At 33.2% G+C, this 19,383-nt stretch carries 16 protein-coding genes and 1 tRNA gene; 12 read left to right on the forward strand and 5 right to left on the reverse strand.

Annotated elements, in window-relative coordinates; all coding sequences use genetic code 11:
• Nucleotides 1–687: 687 nt before the first annotated feature.
• Both rimO and lexA read right to left on the reverse strand, forming a co-directional pair.
• The gene (gene rimO, locus ACFILW_RS03580) at nucleotides 688–2,001 is read right to left on the reverse strand and encodes a 30S ribosomal protein S12 methylthiotransferase RimO (protein WP_375646098.1); all 1,314 of its coding nucleotides are present in this window, start codon (nucleotides 1,999–2,001) and stop codon (nucleotides 688–690) included.
• Between the two features lie 460 nt (nucleotides 2,002–2,461).
• Nucleotides 2,462–3,166 carry a transcriptional repressor LexA gene (lexA, locus tag ACFILW_RS03585; RefSeq protein WP_375623192.1) on the reverse strand — a complete coding sequence of 235 codons (705 nt, stop codon included), beginning with the start codon at nucleotides 3,164–3,166 and terminating at the stop codon, nucleotides 2,462–2,464.
• Nucleotides 3,167–4,374: 1,208 nt separating this feature from the next.
• On the opposite strand from lexA, the gene ACFILW_RS03590 reads away from it, so the two are divergent.
• From ACFILW_RS03590 to ACFILW_RS03630, 9 genes are all read left to right on the forward strand, one after another.
• Nucleotides 4,375–4,450 (forward strand) — tRNA-Lys (locus tag ACFILW_RS03590).
• Between the two features lie 550 nt (nucleotides 4,451–5,000).
• The gene (locus ACFILW_RS03595) at nucleotides 5,001–5,900 is read left to right on the forward strand and encodes a septal ring lytic transglycosylase RlpA family protein (protein WP_375623194.1); all 900 of its coding nucleotides are present in this window, start codon (nucleotides 5,001–5,003) and stop codon (nucleotides 5,898–5,900) included.
• A gap of 897 nt (nucleotides 5,901–6,797) precedes the next feature.
• Nucleotides 6,798–7,961 (forward strand): D-alanyl-D-alanine carboxypeptidase family protein, encoded by a 1,164-nt coding sequence (locus tag ACFILW_RS03600; protein WP_375685186.1) that lies wholly within the window; start codon nucleotides 6,798–6,800, stop codon nucleotides 7,959–7,961.
• A gap of 28 nt (nucleotides 7,962–7,989) precedes the next feature.
• Entirely contained in the window at nucleotides 7,990–8,634 is a 645-nt protein-coding gene (gene tmk / locus ACFILW_RS03605) for a dTMP kinase (protein ID WP_375665572.1), read from the forward strand.
• Nucleotides 8,631–9,674 carry a DNA polymerase III subunit delta' gene (locus ACFILW_RS03610; protein ID WP_375623200.1) on the forward strand — a complete coding sequence of 348 codons (1,044 nt, stop codon included), beginning with the start codon at nucleotides 8,631–8,633 and terminating at the stop codon, nucleotides 9,672–9,674. Before tmk ends, ACFILW_RS03610 begins: the two co-directional genes overlap by 4 nt.
• Nucleotides 9,675–9,750: 76 nt before the next feature.
• Nucleotides 9,751–11,310 (forward strand): methionine--tRNA ligase, encoded by a 1,560-nt coding sequence (gene metG, locus ACFILW_RS03615; RefSeq protein WP_375685187.1) that lies wholly within the window; start codon nucleotides 9,751–9,753, stop codon nucleotides 11,308–11,310.
• Nucleotides 11,300–12,073: a TatD family hydrolase gene (locus tag ACFILW_RS03620; RefSeq protein ID WP_375685188.1), complete on the forward strand. Its 774-nt coding sequence runs from the start codon at nucleotides 11,300–11,302 to the stop codon at nucleotides 12,071–12,073. Before metG ends, ACFILW_RS03620 begins: the two co-directional genes overlap by 11 nt.
• A gap of 10 nt (nucleotides 12,074–12,083) precedes the next feature.
• Complete coding sequence (locus ACFILW_RS03625; protein WP_375623207.1) at nucleotides 12,084–12,893, forward strand: MBL fold metallo-hydrolase; 810 nt, start codon at nucleotides 12,084–12,086, stop codon at nucleotides 12,891–12,893.
• A 109-nt stretch (nucleotides 12,894–13,002) separates the two neighbouring features.
• Nucleotides 13,003–13,362: a hypothetical protein gene (locus ACFILW_RS03630; protein ID WP_375613428.1), complete on the forward strand. Its 360-nt coding sequence runs from the start codon at nucleotides 13,003–13,005 to the stop codon at nucleotides 13,360–13,362.
• A gap of 241 nt (nucleotides 13,363–13,603) precedes the next feature.
• Here the strand turns inward: ACFILW_RS03630 and ACFILW_RS03635 are convergent, their stop codons facing one another.
• From ACFILW_RS03635 to pcsA, 3 genes are read right to left on the reverse strand one after another with little or no spacing between them, the layout of a single operon-like run.
• Nucleotides 13,604–14,005: a DUF6163 family protein gene (locus ACFILW_RS03635; protein WP_375685189.1), complete on the reverse strand. Its 402-nt coding sequence runs from the start codon at nucleotides 14,003–14,005 to the stop codon at nucleotides 13,604–13,606.
• Nucleotides 14,002–15,048: an enoyl-CoA hydratase/isomerase family protein gene (locus ACFILW_RS03640; RefSeq protein ID WP_375685190.1), complete on the reverse strand. Its 1,047-nt coding sequence runs from the start codon at nucleotides 15,046–15,048 to the stop codon at nucleotides 14,002–14,004. Before ACFILW_RS03640 ends, ACFILW_RS03635 begins: the two co-directional genes overlap by 4 nt.
• A gap of 21 nt (nucleotides 15,049–15,069) precedes the next feature.
• The gene (gene pcsA, locus ACFILW_RS03645) at nucleotides 15,070–15,888 is read right to left on the reverse strand and encodes a phosphatidylcholine synthase (protein WP_375685191.1); all 819 of its coding nucleotides are present in this window, start codon (nucleotides 15,886–15,888) and stop codon (nucleotides 15,070–15,072) included.
• Between the two features lie 182 nt (nucleotides 15,889–16,070).
• Between pcsA and ACFILW_RS03650 the strand changes: the two genes are divergently transcribed.
• The 3 genes from ACFILW_RS03650 (at nucleotide 16,071) to ACFILW_RS03660 (ending at nucleotide 19,012) form a co-directional block, all read left to right on the forward strand.
• Nucleotides 16,071–17,297 (forward strand): UbiH/UbiF family hydroxylase, encoded by a 1,227-nt coding sequence (locus ACFILW_RS03650; protein WP_375685192.1) that lies wholly within the window; start codon nucleotides 16,071–16,073, stop codon nucleotides 17,295–17,297.
• Between the two features lie 1,036 nt (nucleotides 17,298–18,333).
• Nucleotides 18,334–18,678, forward strand: coding sequence for a hypothetical protein (locus tag ACFILW_RS03655; RefSeq protein ID WP_375623217.1), 345 nt, complete (start codon nucleotides 18,334–18,336; stop codon nucleotides 18,676–18,678).
• Nucleotides 18,656–19,012, forward strand: a complete 357-nt coding sequence (locus ACFILW_RS03660) for a hypothetical protein (RefSeq protein WP_375623219.1) — start codon at nucleotides 18,656–18,658, stop codon at nucleotides 19,010–19,012. The genes ACFILW_RS03655 and ACFILW_RS03660 overlap by 23 nt, the downstream gene beginning before the upstream one ends.
• Nucleotides 19,013–19,383: the final 371 nt, after the last annotated feature.

A 19,383-nucleotide genomic window follows, 5' to 3' on the forward strand; every position in this document is an offset into this window, starting at 1 on the left:
TATCCACACATTCATCCCGCTTGTAACGTACAAACGAATGATTTTGATTGATTCAATGTAAACAGGTCTGAAATGAGAGAATCTTACGATATTCGGGACTCTCATTCAACATGCAAAAAAGCAAATTATTCTTATAAATCAATATATTGATTTATAAGAATAATCGGGAATTGCATTGCTTGAGAAAAATTTTCCATATCTTCCTCAGCAGCATAGACAATACGATAATTTATTGTTTTGCAATTTAGCTATAAAATATTTTAGTTCAAATTCTCTTATATTACATCTATAAACATTCCCTTGCATATAACAAGTGGAATTCTTGTGTGTAGAAAACACAATTGAAAAAAGCCTTCTTTCACGAACCAATGACTATCGAAATATTAAAAACGGAAAAATAGTGTGACTATCCGGTTTATTCTTTAATTAAAGATGAAGAGAGCCGTATGAATGTTATCTTATCCTGTTGTACCATAAAACACTATCATTTAGAGTAGTATACTAAGAGAATATATAAATTTTATTACACTTTTAGAATGTATAGCGAATATTCAGGGTAAGGACTTCCGGTAAATTCTCATGAAGTGAGTCACATAAGTGATCGGGCTTTATTGTGAGAAGTCACTTTTTTATAAACCGACTCTGATAGGAGTCTTCGTCATTTAGAACCTAGAAGGGGTTAAGTTTTTAAACGGCGATACCATAAAGGTCATAAGCATCCGATTGTTCGATTTTAACGGTGACAAATTCACCCACACGCAGTGGACGTCGTGATGATATATGGACAACACCATCTATTTCTGGAGCATCGTATTGACTACGCCCTTTAGCAATTTTTCCTTGACTTTCATCGATAAGCACTTGGAGTCTTTTTCCAATTTTTTTCTTTAAAAGATGCGTAGAAATTTGTTGTTGTTTTGCCATAAAACGATGCCAGCGGTTTTCTTTTACGTCTTCAGGAATATTTTCTAATCCCAAATTATTTGCAACGGCTCCTTTTACTTCTTCATATTTAAAGCACCCAGCTCGTTCAATTTTTGCTTCTTCTAGCCATTCTAGGAGTATATTAAAATCTTCATTCGTTTCACCAGGAAAACCAACAATAAACGTTGATCGCAAAGTAAGATCTGGACATATTTTCCGCCATTTTTCAATTCTTCTGTTTGTTTTTTCCATAAGTGCGGGACGCTTCATATGACGCAAAACAATTGGTGATGCATGCTGAAAAGGTATATCCAGATAAGGGAGAATTTTTTTTGCAGCCATAAGCTCGATAACTTCATCAACATGGGGATAAGGATAAACGTAATGCATACGTACCCAAATTCCCATATCGCCCAGTTCGCGACAAAGGTCAAAAAATTTCGTTTTGATTGTGCGATCTTTCCAAGAATTCTCGAGATATTTAAGATCAATGCCATAAGCACTCGTATCTTGTGAAATAACCAAAAGTTCTTTTACACCTGCTTGTACAAGTTTTTCAGCTTCGCGAAGAACATCGCTGATGGGGCGTGAAGTGAGATCACCACGCAGTGTAGGGATGATACAAAAACTACACCGGTTAGAGCATCCTTCAGAAATCTTTAAGTAGGCGTAATGGCGAGGTGTTAAACGAATACCTTGGGGAGGAACTAAATCAAGAAAAGGATCATGAACGGGAGGAATTGCCGTATGAACAGCTTCTATAACAGTTTCATAAGCTTGTGGTCCTGTAATGGCCAATACATTAGGGTATGCTTGGCGAATAACATCAGGATCAGCACCAAGACACCCTGTTACAATAACTTTTCCATTTTTTTTGAGAGCTTCATCAATATTAGCGAGTGATTCTTTTCTAGCAGAGTCAAGAAAACCACAGGTATTCACAATAACGACATCAGCCCCTTGATGTTGACGTGAAATTTCATACCCTTCAGAGCGAAGGCTTGTAATAATTCGCTCAGAATCAACAAGTGCTTTTGGGCATCCGAGGGAGACAAAACTAATACGAGGTGCGACCATGATGATCCTACAATTACTATCAATGATTGAGTTACGCTTTTACTAACTTAAAAATAATGTTCTTTATTTTTATACCTATGCAATACAATCTGTTACAAAGTTATTTGATTTTTTTCTACAAAATTTTATGTGTTTTTATGCATGCATACAATTTTTTCCTATTATATCGTAAAACTCTGTCATTGAGGAGGAGGATATAAGGCTGCTTCCTTCAAAGCATTCAAGTTCTTTTACAAAGTACGTGGTGAATATTTTAAAGCTTACTTGTCAAGCTTGGTGTAAGTGAAGGACATGGAGGGAAGGGAAAGTAGAAACCCGCTTGATAAGGATCTGGATTGTTTATAAACCGAATTGGGGACTTCTTTGGCTGTGGAGAAGAAGTCAATTGCATGTGACACAATAAAAAAATACTCAACAGCTTCTTATTGCGATATCTATCGCGTACTATAAGGTTTATTTTTTAATATTTGCGAATAAGTCCGGTAAGTTTGCCTTGTATTTCTACACGGTCGGATTCGTATGTCCGTACTTCATAATGAGGATTTGCGGCTTCTAATGCAATAGAAGCTCCTTTGCGTCGATAACGTTTTAATGTGGCTTCTTTTTTATCAATAAACGCAACAATGATTTCACCTGTTATTGCTGTATTTTGACGTTTCACAATGATCGTATCTTTATCAAGGATACCAGCCTCCATCATAGAATCATCTTTCACTTCTAATGCGTAGTGCTCACCTGTATTAACCATATCGAGTGGGAGAGAAAGGCTGTTTATTTGTTGCAGTATAGCAGAGGCGGGTACGCTCGCAGAAATACGTCCCATAATAGGAATGGTGATATTTTTTTTTTCTTCTTCATCAAAGTGACTCAAACTTTTTGATATTTCTCTTTTATTTTTTTCTATCATACTGGGAGAAATTTTACGTGCTAAAGAAAGACTAAATGTTATTTTCTCGGGAAGCCGAATCACCTCCATTGCACGAGCCCGATTGGGCAAACGACGTATAAAACCTCGTTGTTCTAAGGCTATAATAAGCTTATGAATACCAGACTTTGAAGAAAGTTCTAATGCATTTTTCATTTCTTCAAAAGAAGGAGGAACACCAGTTTCTTTTATATGGTTATGAATAAACAAGAGTAATTCATATTGTTTACATGTTAGCATTCAACATTCCAATCAAAATAATAAAAAATGTGTAAAGTAAAAAAAATATATATAACACTTTTACAATTTTTATCGCCAAATCAAAATTATTTTCTTTGTTTTTGATCTTATCGTTTAATAAATCAATATGTTTATTTATAGATATATTTAAATTATTATTTATATACTGTATATCTACATTAATATTAAATAATGTATAAATATACTTTATAGTTCTGACTGAATTATCCAACACTAAATTTTGTGATTAGTATTATCCTTTTCTTCTAAAAATATATCTACGTATTTTGTAATTTTTTATATAAAAAAGTTAACTAGAAGGCATTATATATATTCAAAACACTTAAAATCATTTTGCATACTGCATATTATTTCTGCTTTTTTATTCTTAGTAAAATTATCTACAGCTCTAATAGTGAGCACAATTTATAGTCATTCGGGATATTTTCAATGAGACTAAATTTTTGCTTCATATCTACTTTATTTTATAGGATAAATTGGCTTTCGTTATATATTCATTATGCATGAATAAAAATCATACTCTCAAAGTGCCATTGTTGCTTATTGTTCCATTTTCAAGTCTAACGTGTTAACCGCTATATACTATTTTCATGAATCCTAATGTTGCGATAATTTTTGGTTATTGAAAAGAGACATAAAAGGCATTTTTATTTTTTTATAGTTTTATTCTCTCACTTTTATCGGTCAAGAAAATGCTTTTTATTGTTTCAATATAAAAAAGATTTGAAATAAGAGAAGCTTACAGTATTTGAGACGTCTCACTCAAGTGAGAAAATGATAAATTATTATAAATCAATATATATCTTATAAAGCTGTATTCATATTTGAAATATTGAACACTAAAATATAAAGATATAAAATAATATTATAGTAAAAAGTATTTTTCCTTCTCTATCCATTATGCTCAACACCCCATGTGAAGGGAAGAGGGGTATTTCTCATAATTTTAACGCTTCGAATCTATGCAATATTTTGCAGTGAAATTTTTCCTTTATTGAAACTTCAAAAAGAAGATTAAAGAGTACTTATACAATGATGAAGTAAAGGGGCGAAAACGAAAAATTATTGATAACTGAAGAAAATAATAATATTTTTCTTCAAAAGGTGTTGACCAAATGAAAAGTCAACCGTATGTTCCCTTCACTTTCTGCAAATTAGATAGTGTGCAAACTAGATAGCTTGTATGAGAGCGCGTAGCTCAGCTGGTAGAGCAACTGACTTTTAATCAGTAGGTCCAGGGTTCGAATCCCTGCGCGCTCACCAACTTTAAATTAGTATCAATAGGCTATCAAAAATTTAAAAATCTTTCTTGTTTTGATTCTTTTTAAAGTTTTTTATTGATTCTATAGCCTGTCATTTTCTATCAGCTGTTTTGGAATAAAGCGATGCTATGCTGTCTTCTGTCCAACAGAAAAGAGCATTAAGCTTACGATAGGGTTGTATCTGCGTTAGCAGCACATGTGGTTTCTAATTTTCTTAATCAGAGGGTGTTTTTTAATATCCACTGCATTACATAATTCGAAAAACAGTTGCTAAAATCACCACTTATTCACACTTATATTATGAAAGAACTTTTCTATAAGATATTGATTTATTTAATTTTTAATCTTTTTAACATCAACTATAGTACATTTATTTCTTATGAAAATCATAAAAAGGTTAACAATGTGTTAATTTCTTGATAAAAGGGGCAATTCAAGAGTGGTATATGCGCGAGGGGAATCATTTAAAAGCGTAAACTCTTCCGTTGCGTACAAAAAAACGTGACGTGGTTTTTACAGTAGTGCTTAACAGAAATAAGTGGACTGAATAGATGCCTTCAAATAGAAAAAAGAAATTTACTTTTATGATTAAACCAACACTTCAATTATTTTCTATGATAGTCATTTCTCAGACATTGGTGTCTTGTTGCGCAAGCCAAACTATGCAGTTTTCAATAAAAGATTCTTATCATAATAAACCAATTAACGTAAACACTTCTGTACTACCTCAACAAGTATCTAATAAGAAGAATCAATCGGAAGAAAAAAAGCGTGGGCGAGCGATTGTTGGTAAACCTTATCAAATAAAAGGAAAGTGGTATTATCCTCAAAATGATCCGACTTATAAACGTGTTGGCGAAGCCTCATGGTATGGTTCAGACTTTCATGGGCGTTTAACTGCCAATGGTGAAATTTATGACATGAATCTTTTGACTGCCGCTCATCCTACAATGCCTTTACCTAGCTATGCTCGTGTTACTAATTTGAAAAATGGGTCTTCAATCATTGTTAGAGTGAATGATCGTGGACCTTTTATGAAAGACAGAATCATTGATTTATCAAGGCAAGCTGCAACAATACTTGGTTATGTCGATAGGGGGGTCGCAGATGTTAAAGTAGAATATATTGCTGAAGCACCTGTTGGCTATTATGATGGTGCATATTTAATGGCCTCTTATACTCCTGGAAATGCTGCCCCATATTCATTAGCATCGGAAAATGTTGCGAAAAAAAGAGAAACTGTTTTATTAAAAGAGCAGCGCAATACAGGAAACAAAAAAGAATTAGCTAAAACAGCTACTGTTGAACAGGAACAACGCAATAAAACTGTTGCAGTGAAATTGCCAGAAGTTGGTCCTATCATGGTTGATAAGCCGGTACCATTCGATCAAGTTGCTTCTATAAATAAACTAAACAAGAAGACAAAAGCAAATTGGCTACAACTGTTTTAAGAAAAAATGCATTGGTTTTTAATCAATATAATTTTCAAATAAAAAATGATAAAAAGTTGCGGATTTATTGTAAAGCTTTCATCTTAAAGCGAACAGCTATACAATTTAATTTGGGAAGAATAAAAAGCTTAAAAAGTTAAAGAATATTTCCTTTTGATTCGGTTTTACAGCTTTCTAAAACACCTACAGCAATATTTTATGATAGAGATTATGCACAGTCTCATACTTTTGTTTATCACGTTCTTTAAATGGGGTTAAAGTGCCCCATGTAAAGTAGAGCGCTTCAAAAAAAAATACACTTGCATTGCCCATTCAAGCACTTATTTTAAGGAGATATATCCTCAATACTCTTAAGTTTATTTTACAACAATGCCCATGAATGGTGTCATTATAAAACCTTTAGGTATCACTATCTTTACACTTATGAAGATATAAACAGACACCAACATACACTTTTCCCCCAATATTTTACGATAATCCTTAACATTTGAGAGGTTTATAAGAAATATTTTACTCTCTTCTTTAATAATTTTTACGCATATACCAACCTTGCTTATGACGCGTAAGCAAGCGATTTTTAATGAATTCAATATGAGAGGAGGGGATGAGAGAATCTTATAGTATTTTGAGTTAGCTTCAATTTTAAAATGATAATTTATCAAAACAAATCAAAACACTATCAATAAAAATAGGAAAAAATCTTTTGTCTCTCATACTTTAAAATGTTAAACTGAACCTACATGGAAGATAAAAAGCGTGTCATATTATTTTTTCTAACGCTAAATGAAAATAAAATCTTTTTGTGAGTTGTAAATAATTTCTTAATTTGCAGAAATCAAAAAGTTTTTTCCTATATAGTAGGTTCTTTAAGCTGATCTTTAGATGGGAGGAGCGGCTATGTATACAGCATTAAGGATCTTATTGATATTATGGGGAGTATTGGCATTTAATACGTGGGGGAGAGCGCAAGATTTTCAAACTCCCGCATCCCAATTGTTATTACTCGATGATGATACAGAGACAGTACTCTATGAAAAACAAAGTGCTATTCCTTTTTTTCCTGCTTCATTAGTAAAATTGATGACAGCAGAAGTTGTATTTCATCAATTAAAAAAAGGATTATTAACAAGTACGCAGAAATTTAAGGTCAGTGAAAATGCTTGGCGCAAGGGTGGAGCACCTTCTGGTACAACCACTATGTTTGCAAAAATAAAAACAGAAATCAGTGTTTCTGATCTGTTGCGTGGTTTAATTATTGTCAATGGAAATGATTCTGCTATTATTCTTGCTGAAGGCATATCAGGAGATGAAGCTCATTTCGCAAAGTTGATGAATCAGCGCGCTAAAATGATTGGATTATCTCAGAGTCATTTTGTTAATGCAACAGGGCTTCCCGAAGAGGGACAATTTGTAACAGTGCATGATATGATTATATTAGCACGTTACATTACTCAGGAATATCCAGATTATTATGCACTTTATCGTGAACCTCATTTTACGTGGAATAATATTTTTCAACGTAACAAAAACCCTCTTATTTCTAAGGAAATTGGTGTAGAAGGATTTGGTTTTGGCTACAGTAAAAAAGAAGGTTTTTCAATGGTTGCTACCATTTCTAAAAATCATCGACGTCTTTTTTTAGCAATCAATGGTTTGCAAGATGGAAAAAAATATACAAAAAAAATAGAACGCATTCTTCAATGGGGAATGACGGCATTTGATCTCAAAACGATTTTCACAAAAGAAGAAACGGTTGGTCGTGCTTCTGTTTATGGTGGTAAGCAAAATTTTGTTCCACTCATTGTTAAAACACCAATAAGTTTTATGCTTTCAAATGAAAAAAAAGTAAATGTTAAAGCAAAAATTAAATATCATGGTCCATTGAAAGCTCCCATCATTTCTGGGCAATCAGTTGGCGTTATTCAAATTTTAGAAGATAAAAAGGTTCTTCTGGAAAAACCAGTTTTTGCCGGAATGAATGTTCAGGAAGGAAGCTTCTTTGCAAAAGTAAAAAATGCATTCTATGAAATAACAATTGGATGGTTACGGAAATATTTATAGTTACGCGCTAATAAGGTTAAGGTCATACGTGTCAGGTTATTTTATTACATTCGAAGGAGGGGAGGGAGTAGGAAAAACAGTACAGATTTCTTTGCTTGCTGAGTATCTCTCTCACAAAGGTTATGATGTTGTTACAACACGAGAACCAGGAGGAACGGCAGGAGCAGAAGCAATCCGACATATTTTATTGTCAGGGAAGATACAACAGTATGGACCATTGATTGAAGCTGTTTTGTTTACAGCGGCACGCGCTGACCATTTTCATGAAGTTATCGCACCTTCTTTGCAAAAAGGTAAAATCGTTTTATGTGACCGCTTTATTGATTCTACACGCGTTTATCAAGGACTCAATAATAGAGTCAGTTCTTCTGTTCTTTCTGTTTTAGAGTATGTTGCACTCAATGATATCATGCCTCATTTAACATTTTTATTAGATATGCCAGCAATATGGGGTATGAAGCGTGCAAATTTGCGAAGAAAAAAAACAGAAGAAATTGATTATTTTGAAAAAGATCAGTTGGAAATTCAAGAACAAAGGCGTCAAGCTTTTCTTCAACTGGCCAAACAAGAACCCCATAGATTTCGAATCATTGATGCCACTGGCTCAGTGGAAGCTATTGCTCATCAAATAAAAAATATTTGTCATCAGGTATTGTTGGATCAGCTTTCATGAGTAACGTAAATATCTTACACCAATATGATGATATTGATACAATTTTATCACCATCCCAGAACAATGTTATCTTTGGTCATGAGGATATTCGTCATTTTTTGACACAAATGCTTAAAGAAGAGCGTTTGCATCATGCATTATTATTTGAAGGAGAATATGGGATTGGAAAGGCTACATTAGCCTTTCATCTTGCTTGGAATATTTTAAGTTTTCAACAGAGTTCTTTCTTGAAACCCGATCCTTATTCTACCTCATGGCGCCAAATTACACAAGGAAGTCACCCTGGTCTTTTGTATATTTCACGTCGATTTGATGTAAAAACGCAAAAGTTTAAAACAGGAATACTCGTTGATGATATCCGTGATATTATGCATTTTTTAAGCCGAACATCGCAAGACAATGGATGGCGTATTGTTATTATTGATTCTGCAGATGATATGAATAGAAATGCAGCAAATGCAATTCTCAAAATACTTGAAGAACCCCCTACAAAAACGTTATTTATTATTATCGCGCACTCTTTAGGAAAATTGCTTCCAACAATCCATTCACGATGTCAAAAAATTTCTTTTCGTCCGTTGAATAACGATGAAATGAAAAAAGTCATTACACATATTTTCGCCCATCAGGATTTACCTGATGAGAAAACTATGAAAACGATTATTAAAAAATCCAAAGGCAGTCCTCGAAAAGCTGCTTTACTTATTTGCCACGGCGGTCTTGAAATTATTAAAACGATAGATGCTCTCTTAGAAAAACCTGTTTGTGATGCAACGATTGTACACACTCTTGCACAAACATTTTCATCTGCTTCTTCCATATTCCAATTTCAACAATTTTGTAATGAAATTCTTGATAAAATTCAAAAAAAAGCTATCATGCTCATTGAAAAAGGAGATTTATTTCTCTCAAAAAAATATGCGCAAAAGTGGCAAGAGATTCATCAAGAAATAGAGGAAGTGCAAGTGTTTAATCTCGATAAGAAGCAGTTTGTGATTAACGTGCTTTTTAGAGTTCATAAGATCATTCACGAGGATTAGTTTTTCCGTGACAATGTGATGAACAGACGTTATGTCATTGTATCTTTTATTTATGGCGTTTTACAATGAGTATGACATGCGTGACACATATTACATAACAACTCCTATTTTTTATCCTAATGGTGCTCCACATATTGGGCATGCCTATAGTGCCATTGCAAGTGATGTTTTAGCCCGCTTTCAACGATTAAACGGAAAAAATGTATTTTTTCTTTCTGGTACCGATGAGCATGGTCTAAAGATGCAACAAACGGCAGCAGCATTGGGCATGACACCTCAGCAACTTGCAGATCGTAATAGTGCTGTGTTTCAAAAAATGCTTGCAGTATTAAATTGTTCTAACGATGATTTTATCCGTACGACAGAAGAGCGCCATTATCAAGCTTGTCAAGAAATTTGGAAAAAGATGGAGACAAATGGCGATATTTATCTCGACCGTTATACGGGTTGGTATTCGGTTCGCCAAGAAGCCTATTATGAAGAGAAAGATACAGAAGTTGGAGCAGACAACATCCGTCGCGAGAAGGAATTAGGCTCTCCAGTTGAATGGAATGAAGAAGAAAGTTATTTTTTTAGACTTTCTCGTTATGAAAAGGCTCTTCTTGAATATTATGAAAAATATCCTGATTTTATTTTGCCACTTGAGCGGCGTAATGAAATTATAAGTTTTATCAAATCGGGATTAAAAGATATCTCTATTTCACGCACAAGTTTTAATTGGGGCATTGCTGTTCCTGATAATCCAAAGCACGTAATGTATGTCTGGGTTGATGCGCTTACGAATTATTTATCAGCAATTGGTTTTTTCAATGAAAATTCAACAAAACGTGATTTTTGGCCTGCTAATACGCATATTATTGGTAAGGATATTATTCGTTTTCATGCAGTCTATTGGCCGGCATTTTTAATGTCTGCTGGGATTGATTTGCCTCAGAATATTTTTGCCCATGGTTTTTTACTTAATCGTGGTGCAAAAATGTCAAAATCTGTTGGAAATGTCGTTGATCCTTTTGAAATGGTTGATCATTATGGTCTTGATCAGGTCCGTTATTTTCTTCTCCGTGAAGTACCATTTGGACAAGATGGTAGTTATAGCCATGAAAGTCTTGTGAACCGTATTAATGCTGATCTTGCTAATGATCTTGGTAATTTAGCACAGCGCTCTTTATCTATGATTGCCAAAAATTGTGATGCAAAAGTTCCGCTACCAGCTTCATTTTTAGTTCAAGATAAACAGCTTTTAGAACAATCTCTTCAAGTGCTTGAAACTATACATCAAGCAATGTCTTCTTATAGTATGCATTTAGCACTTTCAGCTATTTTTTCAATTGTAGCAGATGCCAATCGCTATTTTGCCAATGAACAACCTTGGAGTTTACGTAAGAATGATCCAGAGCGATTTTCTACAGTTCTTTATATAACTGTAGAAATCTTGCGGCGAATAGGAATAATGCTTTTGCCTTTCATACCCCAATCAGCAGCAAAACTTCTTGATAGCCTTGCGATTGCTGAAGATGATCGGTTGTTGTATCATATAAGCCATTCAAAAATTCAAGAAGGACTTGATCTTCCACCACCAGAACCGATTTTTCCTCGTTATATCTTGAAGAAAGAAGATATTCATCATGTTGATTGATACGCATTGTCATCTTGATTTTGAAGATTTTTCACAGGATTTGGATAATGTTATCCAGCGTGCTTTAGATGCTGACGTTAAACGTATGATAACAATTTCAACCCATGTTCATAAATTAGATAAGCTGTTAGCCATTGCGCAAAATTATGATCAAGTCTTTTGTTCTGTTGGTACACACCCCAATCATGCGCATGAAGAGCAAAATATTACAGCCAAAGAGCTTATACAGCTTTCGAGTCACCCTAAAATTGTTGCATTTGGGGAGGGGGGACTTGATTATCATTATGATTATTCTACACCAGAAGAGCAAAAGAAAGTTTTTCAAGAACATATCATTGCTGCTCGAGAAACACAGATTCCTCTTGTTATCCATTCACGCAATGCAGATGATGATATGGAGAAAATATTACGTGAACAGATAAAAGAAGGAGCTTTTCCCTTTATCCTTCATTGTTATTCGTCTGGAATGCAACTTGCTCGTGCAGGAATTGAACTTGGTGGTTATATTTCTTTTTCAGGTATTCTTACTTTTAAAAACGCACTTGAAATCCGTGAAATAGCAAAAATTGTACCCCATGAGCATTTGTTAGTGGAAACAGATGCTCCATTCTTAGCACCTAGTCCCCATCGGGGCAAAACAAATGAACCATCTTTTGTATGCTATACGGCAGCTGTTTTGGCTGAAACAATTGGCTTAAGTATTGAAGAAACAGCCCAAATAACAACCCGTAACGCTTTTCGTTTATTTAGCAAAATGAAATAAGGCAAAAGATATGTGTGATCAGTACCGATTTACAATATTAGGCTGTGGTCCCTCTCCAGGAGTGCCCCGCCCCAATGGTGATTGGGGAACATGTGATCCGAATAACCCTAAAAATAAACGCTACAGAAGTTCTTTATTAGTTGAACGTATTAAACCATCAGGAGACAAAACAACGATCGTTATTGATACGGGTCCAGATTTTCGCTCACAAATGATCGATGCGCATGTGAACCATCTTGATGCTGCTCTTTACACGCATTCTCATGCTGACCATATCCACGGTATTGATGATTTACGCAGCTATGCACTTGCACAAAAATGTTTAATAGATATCTATGCCGACAGATTTACACTAGAACATCTCAAAAACGCTTTCGGATATTGTTTTCAAACACCAAAAGATTCATCTTATTCTCCCATTTTAAAAGAGCATCTTATCAATGAAGATAGCCAATTTATTATTCAAGGGCAGGGGGGAGCAATAAGCATCAATACACATTTACAACACCACGGAAACATTCACTCCTTAGGTTTTCGGATTGGGAATGTTGCCTATTGTACAGATGTTAGTGAATTTCCTGAAAAAACTTTATCCAAATTAATGGATTTGGATGTTCTCATCATTGAAGCTCTTCAATTTAAATCCCATCCGAGTCATTTTTCTGTTGATCAAGCATTACAGTGGATAGAATATTTAAAGCCAAAACAAGCAATACTCACACATATGGACAGATCACTGGATTACAATAAGGTTATAAATTACGTCCCATCCTATGTAAAACCTGCATATCAAGGTCTAACTTTTGAAACAGATGCATAAGCTTATTATGCGCAATATTTTAAGTTAAATAAAATACTTTTAAATTTATCCTTTATTTTATTTCATTTTTGACATATTTAGTGTTTTTTATGTCAAAAATGAGGCTTTTATGTATAAGAATTTTAAGCGGGGTGTATGTATTGTGGTTTTAGCGGTTTCCTTGACAGCATGTGGGGGGCGTTTAGAAAAAAATATTGCAACGACAACATTACATGACGGATCAATGAGTTGTGCCGATATTCAACGGGAGTTTTTTGCTAATAAACGTCAGATTAATGATACAATTGCAGAGCGTTCTAAAGCAAGAAATAAAAACGTGGCTTTAGCAGCGGCAAGTGTTGTATTTGTACCTGCTTTGTTTTTTATGGATACTAAATCCAGTGAAAGTAATGAAATTTCGGCTTTAAACAATCGTAATGCTGTTTTGAGTGATCTTGCACGTATGAAACGTTGTAAAATAATGCAATAATTTTCCTTATTTTATTATACGTAATTTCGTTATCACTATTTTTGGTCTTTAAGGAATATTCCTTAAAGACCAAATTTTATTTTAAAAGTAAAAAGTAAATTGTATCATATTATCGCATAATATATATTATGGAACTTTTTTTAGAAAGAGTAGAAGTTTGGCAATTGAAGTGAATATCTTTTACTTATTACTTAAAAAACTTTTTGATGACTTTTTAAGATTGAAAAATCTTTATGGTTTTTTATTTTTTTACTTTTTTTAAAAAAATCATCATAATTTGTAAGATAATAAAAGCTAAAAATAATATTCCATGAAATAATGGTACAAAAGGCTGATAAATAAAATCGGAATAATATATTGCTATTGTTTCAATCAATGCGGCAACACACCATAAAATAATGCCCCATAGTGAATACATCCAAAGACCAATTAAAGCAATAGGATAGAGAATGGCCAATATAGCTGATGCAAATTGCCACTGCCAAGGCATAAGGTCAAAACGCCATAAAATACCTGGAAAGACCCCCACAAGGCGTATCCAATAAAAAATACCTAGGACTAAGCAAATAAGTGCCAAAAACCGTAAGTAACAGTTATAGATTAAATTGATTTTTGAAATCTGTTTGTGAGAATTATTTTTCACAATAATAACTCTTGTTCAACAGGTTGGAAGTAAGAATCTACCATTTCATCTGTCACATTTGAAAGTTTATCTGGCTGCCATTGAGGTCTTTTATCTTTATCGATTAACATAGCACGTATACCTTCATAAAAATCATGTGAATGAATCATATGATGCGCTATGCGGTTTTCAATTTTCATACAATTTTCCAACGTTTGAGATGAATTTTGTTTCATTTGTTTCCAGATAACTTTTAAACTTGTCGGAGAACGTGACTGCAAAATATCATAACATTCTTTAGCAAATAAAACATCTTCATTGCTTTTTTTATGTAGCAACTCAAGACATTCTTCTAAGCTGTGGGCACTAAAACAACTGTTAATAATATAACGTATTTCATGACTCGTTTCATAGTCTTTTGTAATTGCTTGCTCGTTTAAAGCTAAAGTGGGGTCTCCTTGCTCAATAACAGCTTTTCTAATCATATCGAATTCAATTTCAGGAACGGCATGTGTTGCTAATCCTAAATTTAAACAATCTCCCCACTTTATGCGTGCGCCCGTTAATGCAAGATAGATGCCAAAATGATTGGGAAGAGATGGTAAGAAAAAACTTGCACCTACATCTGGGAAAAAGCCAATCGCACCTTCTGGCATAGCAAAAACTGTATTTTCTGTAACAATTCGATGCGAACCATAGAGAGAAATACCTACCCCTCCTCCCATCCAAATACCGTTTAAGAAAGAAATGTAGGGCTTTGAAAAATGTTTGATATAAGCATTCAAGCTATATTCCTCCCTAAAGTATTGACAAGCAGAGGCACTTTTCCCCATATGATAGATTTCTACAACATCTCCACCAGCACAAAAAGCACGTCCCTCCCCTTCAATTAAGACACAAAAAACATTATCATCTGTTTCCCATGTTCTGAGAGCTTTTTTTAAAGCTGAAACCATTCGTTGATTAAGAGCGTTTAATGCTGAAGGACGCGTGAGCTTTATAATACCAGCACATCCTTCTTTCGTAAAAGAAATATCATCACCTGCTCCAAAGTCAATTTGCATCTTACACCCTTTTAAAAACAACTATTTTATTGTTTTTTTTATATTTTTTGCCCCAAGTTGAGGAAATATTTGCATGATTGCGCCAATACAATATATATAAATTCCTGTTACCGAGATTCCTATTTTAACCCAATTTGGAGCTTCTAGTTGATAAAAGAAGGCAGAAACACCAAAAACACACCATAAGAGAAAAATGGGAAAATTAACTCTACGTAAACGAAGAACTCTTACTGGATGGATAAAATAAATTGGTAAAAAAGATATAATCGCCGATAAAACAATAATGATAAAAGTAATCCACTCTCCTGGTCTGACGACAAAAAGCGTAAAAACCATCATATTCCAAACAACAGGAAATCCTTTAAAAAAGTTTTCTTTGGTTTTCATACTAGTATCTGCATAATAAATAGCAGATGAAATAACAATAATTGCACTCAATGAAAATGATAACCCTACCCCCATGAAACCACTTTGATAGAGTGCAAAGGCAGGAATTAAAACATAAGTCACGTAATCAATAATATTATCTAACAGCTCTCCAGACCATGTTGGAAGAACGTATTTAACATCAAGTTTGCGTGCAATTGGTCCATCTATACCATCAACGAGAAGGGCAAGCCCAAGCCAACAGAACATAGCTGTCCATTCTTTTTGAGAGGCTGATATAAGAGAAAGAAATGCTAAAAATGATCCCGAAGCTGTTAGTAAATGAACGGAAAAGGCCTTTGCTTGTGGCATTGTTACTTTTTTATGGCGTAATAATTTAGCATTTGTTTTGATTTTCTTTGTTAGTTTACGTTTCAAGGTTTTCTTATCCTCATTTTTAAAGTCTTCATCCATCTATTAATACGCCATTTTTTACCGATGATATAATCCGGCATAAAAAATCATAAAAAGGTTACTTTTTTATATCGCATTATTTATTACATACTATAATAATAGAAGAGCTTCATATAATAAAAAGAGAGTGATCATTTGGAAATATTAAAATATTTTATCAATGGAGAAAGGTTCAAACAGTTGTGATCTTTGAAAAGAACGAGCATAAAGATATTGCTGTTATTGGTGCAGGTCCTGTCGGAATGTTAGCTGCGCTGAGTCTTGCACATGAGGGGCTTTCTGTTTTTCTTGTTGGGCCCCCTGCTCATACAGATGAGTTACGAACAACTGCTCTTATGATGCCTGCAATACGCATGCTTCAAAAACTCAATATTTGGGATAATCTTCAAAAACATGCAGCTGCTTTATCGTCCATGAGAATTATAGATATAACTTCTAGAATTGTGCATGCTCCTACGGTGCATTTTTCTTCTGCTGAAATTGGTGAAAAAGCTTTTGGCTATAATATACCTAACGTAAAATTAAACAGTGCTTTAGTCGATGCTGTTACACATACGCCTAATATTACAAGATTTGTTTCTGCAGCCAAATCTGTTCATCATACAAAAAACCATGTATTTATTACTCTTTCTGATTGTAGAGTCATTCAAGCACCACTTGTTATTGCAGCTGATGGACGTCACTCTCTTACACGTGCCGCAGCAGGAATAAGTGTCAAACAGTGGAATTATCCACAAAAAGCACTTGTTCTCAACTTTTCTCATGAGTTTTCTCATCAAAATACATCAACTGAATTTCATACAGAACACGGTCCATTTACACAAGTTCCACTACCAGGACGAAGATCTAGTCTTGTATGGGTTGTTCATCCTTCCCGTGCTGAAGAATTATTGAATATAGAACCAAAAAAAATTGCAAAAATGATTGAAAACAAAATGCAATCAATGCTTGGAAAGCTAAGCTTAGAAACATCAATTCAAGCATGGCCGCTTTTCGGACTTCTTTCTCATCATTTTGCTGCTAACCGAACAATTTTAGTCGGTGAAGCCGCTCATGTTTTTCCCCCTATTGGAGCACAGGGATTGAATTTAGGATTCCGTGATGTCCAAACTTTAATTGATATTTTACCCAATAAAATATCCAATTCTAACTCTGAAATGATTGTTGCACATTATAACAAATGCCGCAAACCAGATATATTAATCCGAAGTGGAGCTGTTCATACACTGAACTCTGCTCTACTTTCTCATATGTTGCCTGTTCATATCATACGAAGCATTGGGCTTGGTTTGTTACATAGTTTCCCGCCATTACGTAATTTATTTATGCGCGAAGGAATGTATCCCGGTTATGGATTCAAGGAAATTATGCAAATATTTCCAACAAAATCATCTAAACAACTCTACTAAGCAATAATGGACAATAACGTAAAGTAAATAATAATAAGTGTATAAGTTATCAATAAGCAAAGAAATAATTATTTTGAATAATGCGTTTTGAAAATAAATTTATTCAGTAAAAATACAATACTCTACCATACATTTTCTGATATAAATATTTAAGAATGTTTTAGAATTTGATCTTATGTATAACAAAAAGGAATTGTTTAGTTTTTTAAGAATTAATATAATTCAGAGTATCTTTAACATTTTTTGTAAAAAATTATACTAGACTGTTCATTCTATTAATTTATGTGCTTGTTTTAAAGTAAGATCTGGAACCTAAACCCGTTTCACAATAACATTCTGTTAGTGGTATAAACGGAAAGCTATTAGGCACTATCATTTTTACGCTTATGAAGAAACAAGCTGGCGCCATTATTATATTTATCATCCTTTAATGTTTAGACACCCCTTATATTGGGGAGTCTTTCTAAGAGGCATTATTTATTCCTTTTATCATACACCAGCTCCTTTTATGATGTACGAATGATTTTAATTAATTTAAAATAAACAGATTTGAAATGAAAGAATTATACGATATTTTGAATGCTTATTTAATATATAAAACAATGAGAAACCATTATAAATCTATGTGTTATCAATGAGAAAAATAAACGATATAATCATCTCTATGGTTTTATATTGCATTTTGAATCATATCTATTACTGATATTAAGAATAATTTGTTATTTATAATAAGAATATCTATAATTAATATTACTATACATCATTTTTTTATTAAAAACTATTATATATATTTAGTATATTGATATGAGATAAGATAAAACTGAATTATAGTTTCAAGATTAAATTGTAAAGATATCTTGCCAATCACATCTGTTAAATTTTTTACTATAAATCAAATAATAAAAAACAGTTTTATTTAATCAATAAATTTTAAAAGATTTTTATTATTAAGTATAATATTAAAAATAAAATCATCTTGGGAACCTGTTGGTAACACAGAGGTTAATGAAGTGTTGTTTTAACAAATGGTAACAAGATGACACTCAATAAATTTTTGAAATTAAGTACTTTTTTTATAATGATTGTATGTGTCTCGCTGATAATCAGTACTTCAATAAGTGAAGTTTTTCACCTTCCTTATTGTCAAACCTTTACCTATAGCCCTACTCAAAATGTCACTAAAATAGGTCAGAACTCATTTACTGCTTCACAAGTTAAAAATTGTCTTATGCAAAATGGTTTTGAGAATATTAAACGATTGCGTTTAGATGACAATGGCATTTGGCGTGCTTTAGTAAAATTAAAAAAGTCCCATTTTTTCGTATCCCTTGACTATTCAGGAACAGTTAGCATTCAAAATGAAGGAGAAAAATATGATTGATTTTAAAATTTACAGCAACATTTCTTTTTATAACTGTAAGAAAAAAAATTTAAAAAAGTGTTGCCATTCTATTAAAGAATTTGCTTTCATTGGCGGTTTAAATGGGAGCATATCAGGAGCTATCGCGGCAACTCTTGCAGCTTATGGTTATATTGCTCTTCCAGGATTTGGTCCAGTTATCGCAATGGGTATAGGAGTAGCCCTTTCTACCGGAATAATAATAGGAGCACTGATAGGATCAGGAATGGGAGGGAGTGTCGGTATATGCTGTATTTTATGGGAAATTTATATGAATCATAATAATTCTTTCTCTTATAAATTTCATAATGAATAGAAATTCTCGTCATTTTTTCTATGAAAACATTTAAATCATCAACAAATTATATGTTCTTTTTTGATGAAGCGATTATCATAGTATAAATGAAATAACATCTAACTTATTAAAACTATTTACTTAATTCTTTATTAAACATCAAAAAAGTAGCTTTTTAAAGCATCTCTTGAAGAAATGTAAGCGAGATATAATTATCAGTCTATGGAAGCTACATTTTTTATAGATCAAAAAATAAAAGTTATGTTCAGAAATATATATAAACATACTTTAAATTATTTGCTCTTTCTAAAAACTAATATTTCTATTTAAATTATTTTTTTAAAGTTTAATTTAAGACATTTATATAAATATATTATTAATTATAGATAATA

The sequence above is a fragment of the Bartonella sp. TT110JLCBS genome, assembly GCF_042193405.1.
In the GTDB taxonomy this organism is placed as follows: Bacteria; Pseudomonadota; Alphaproteobacteria; order Rhizobiales; family Rhizobiaceae; genus Bartonella.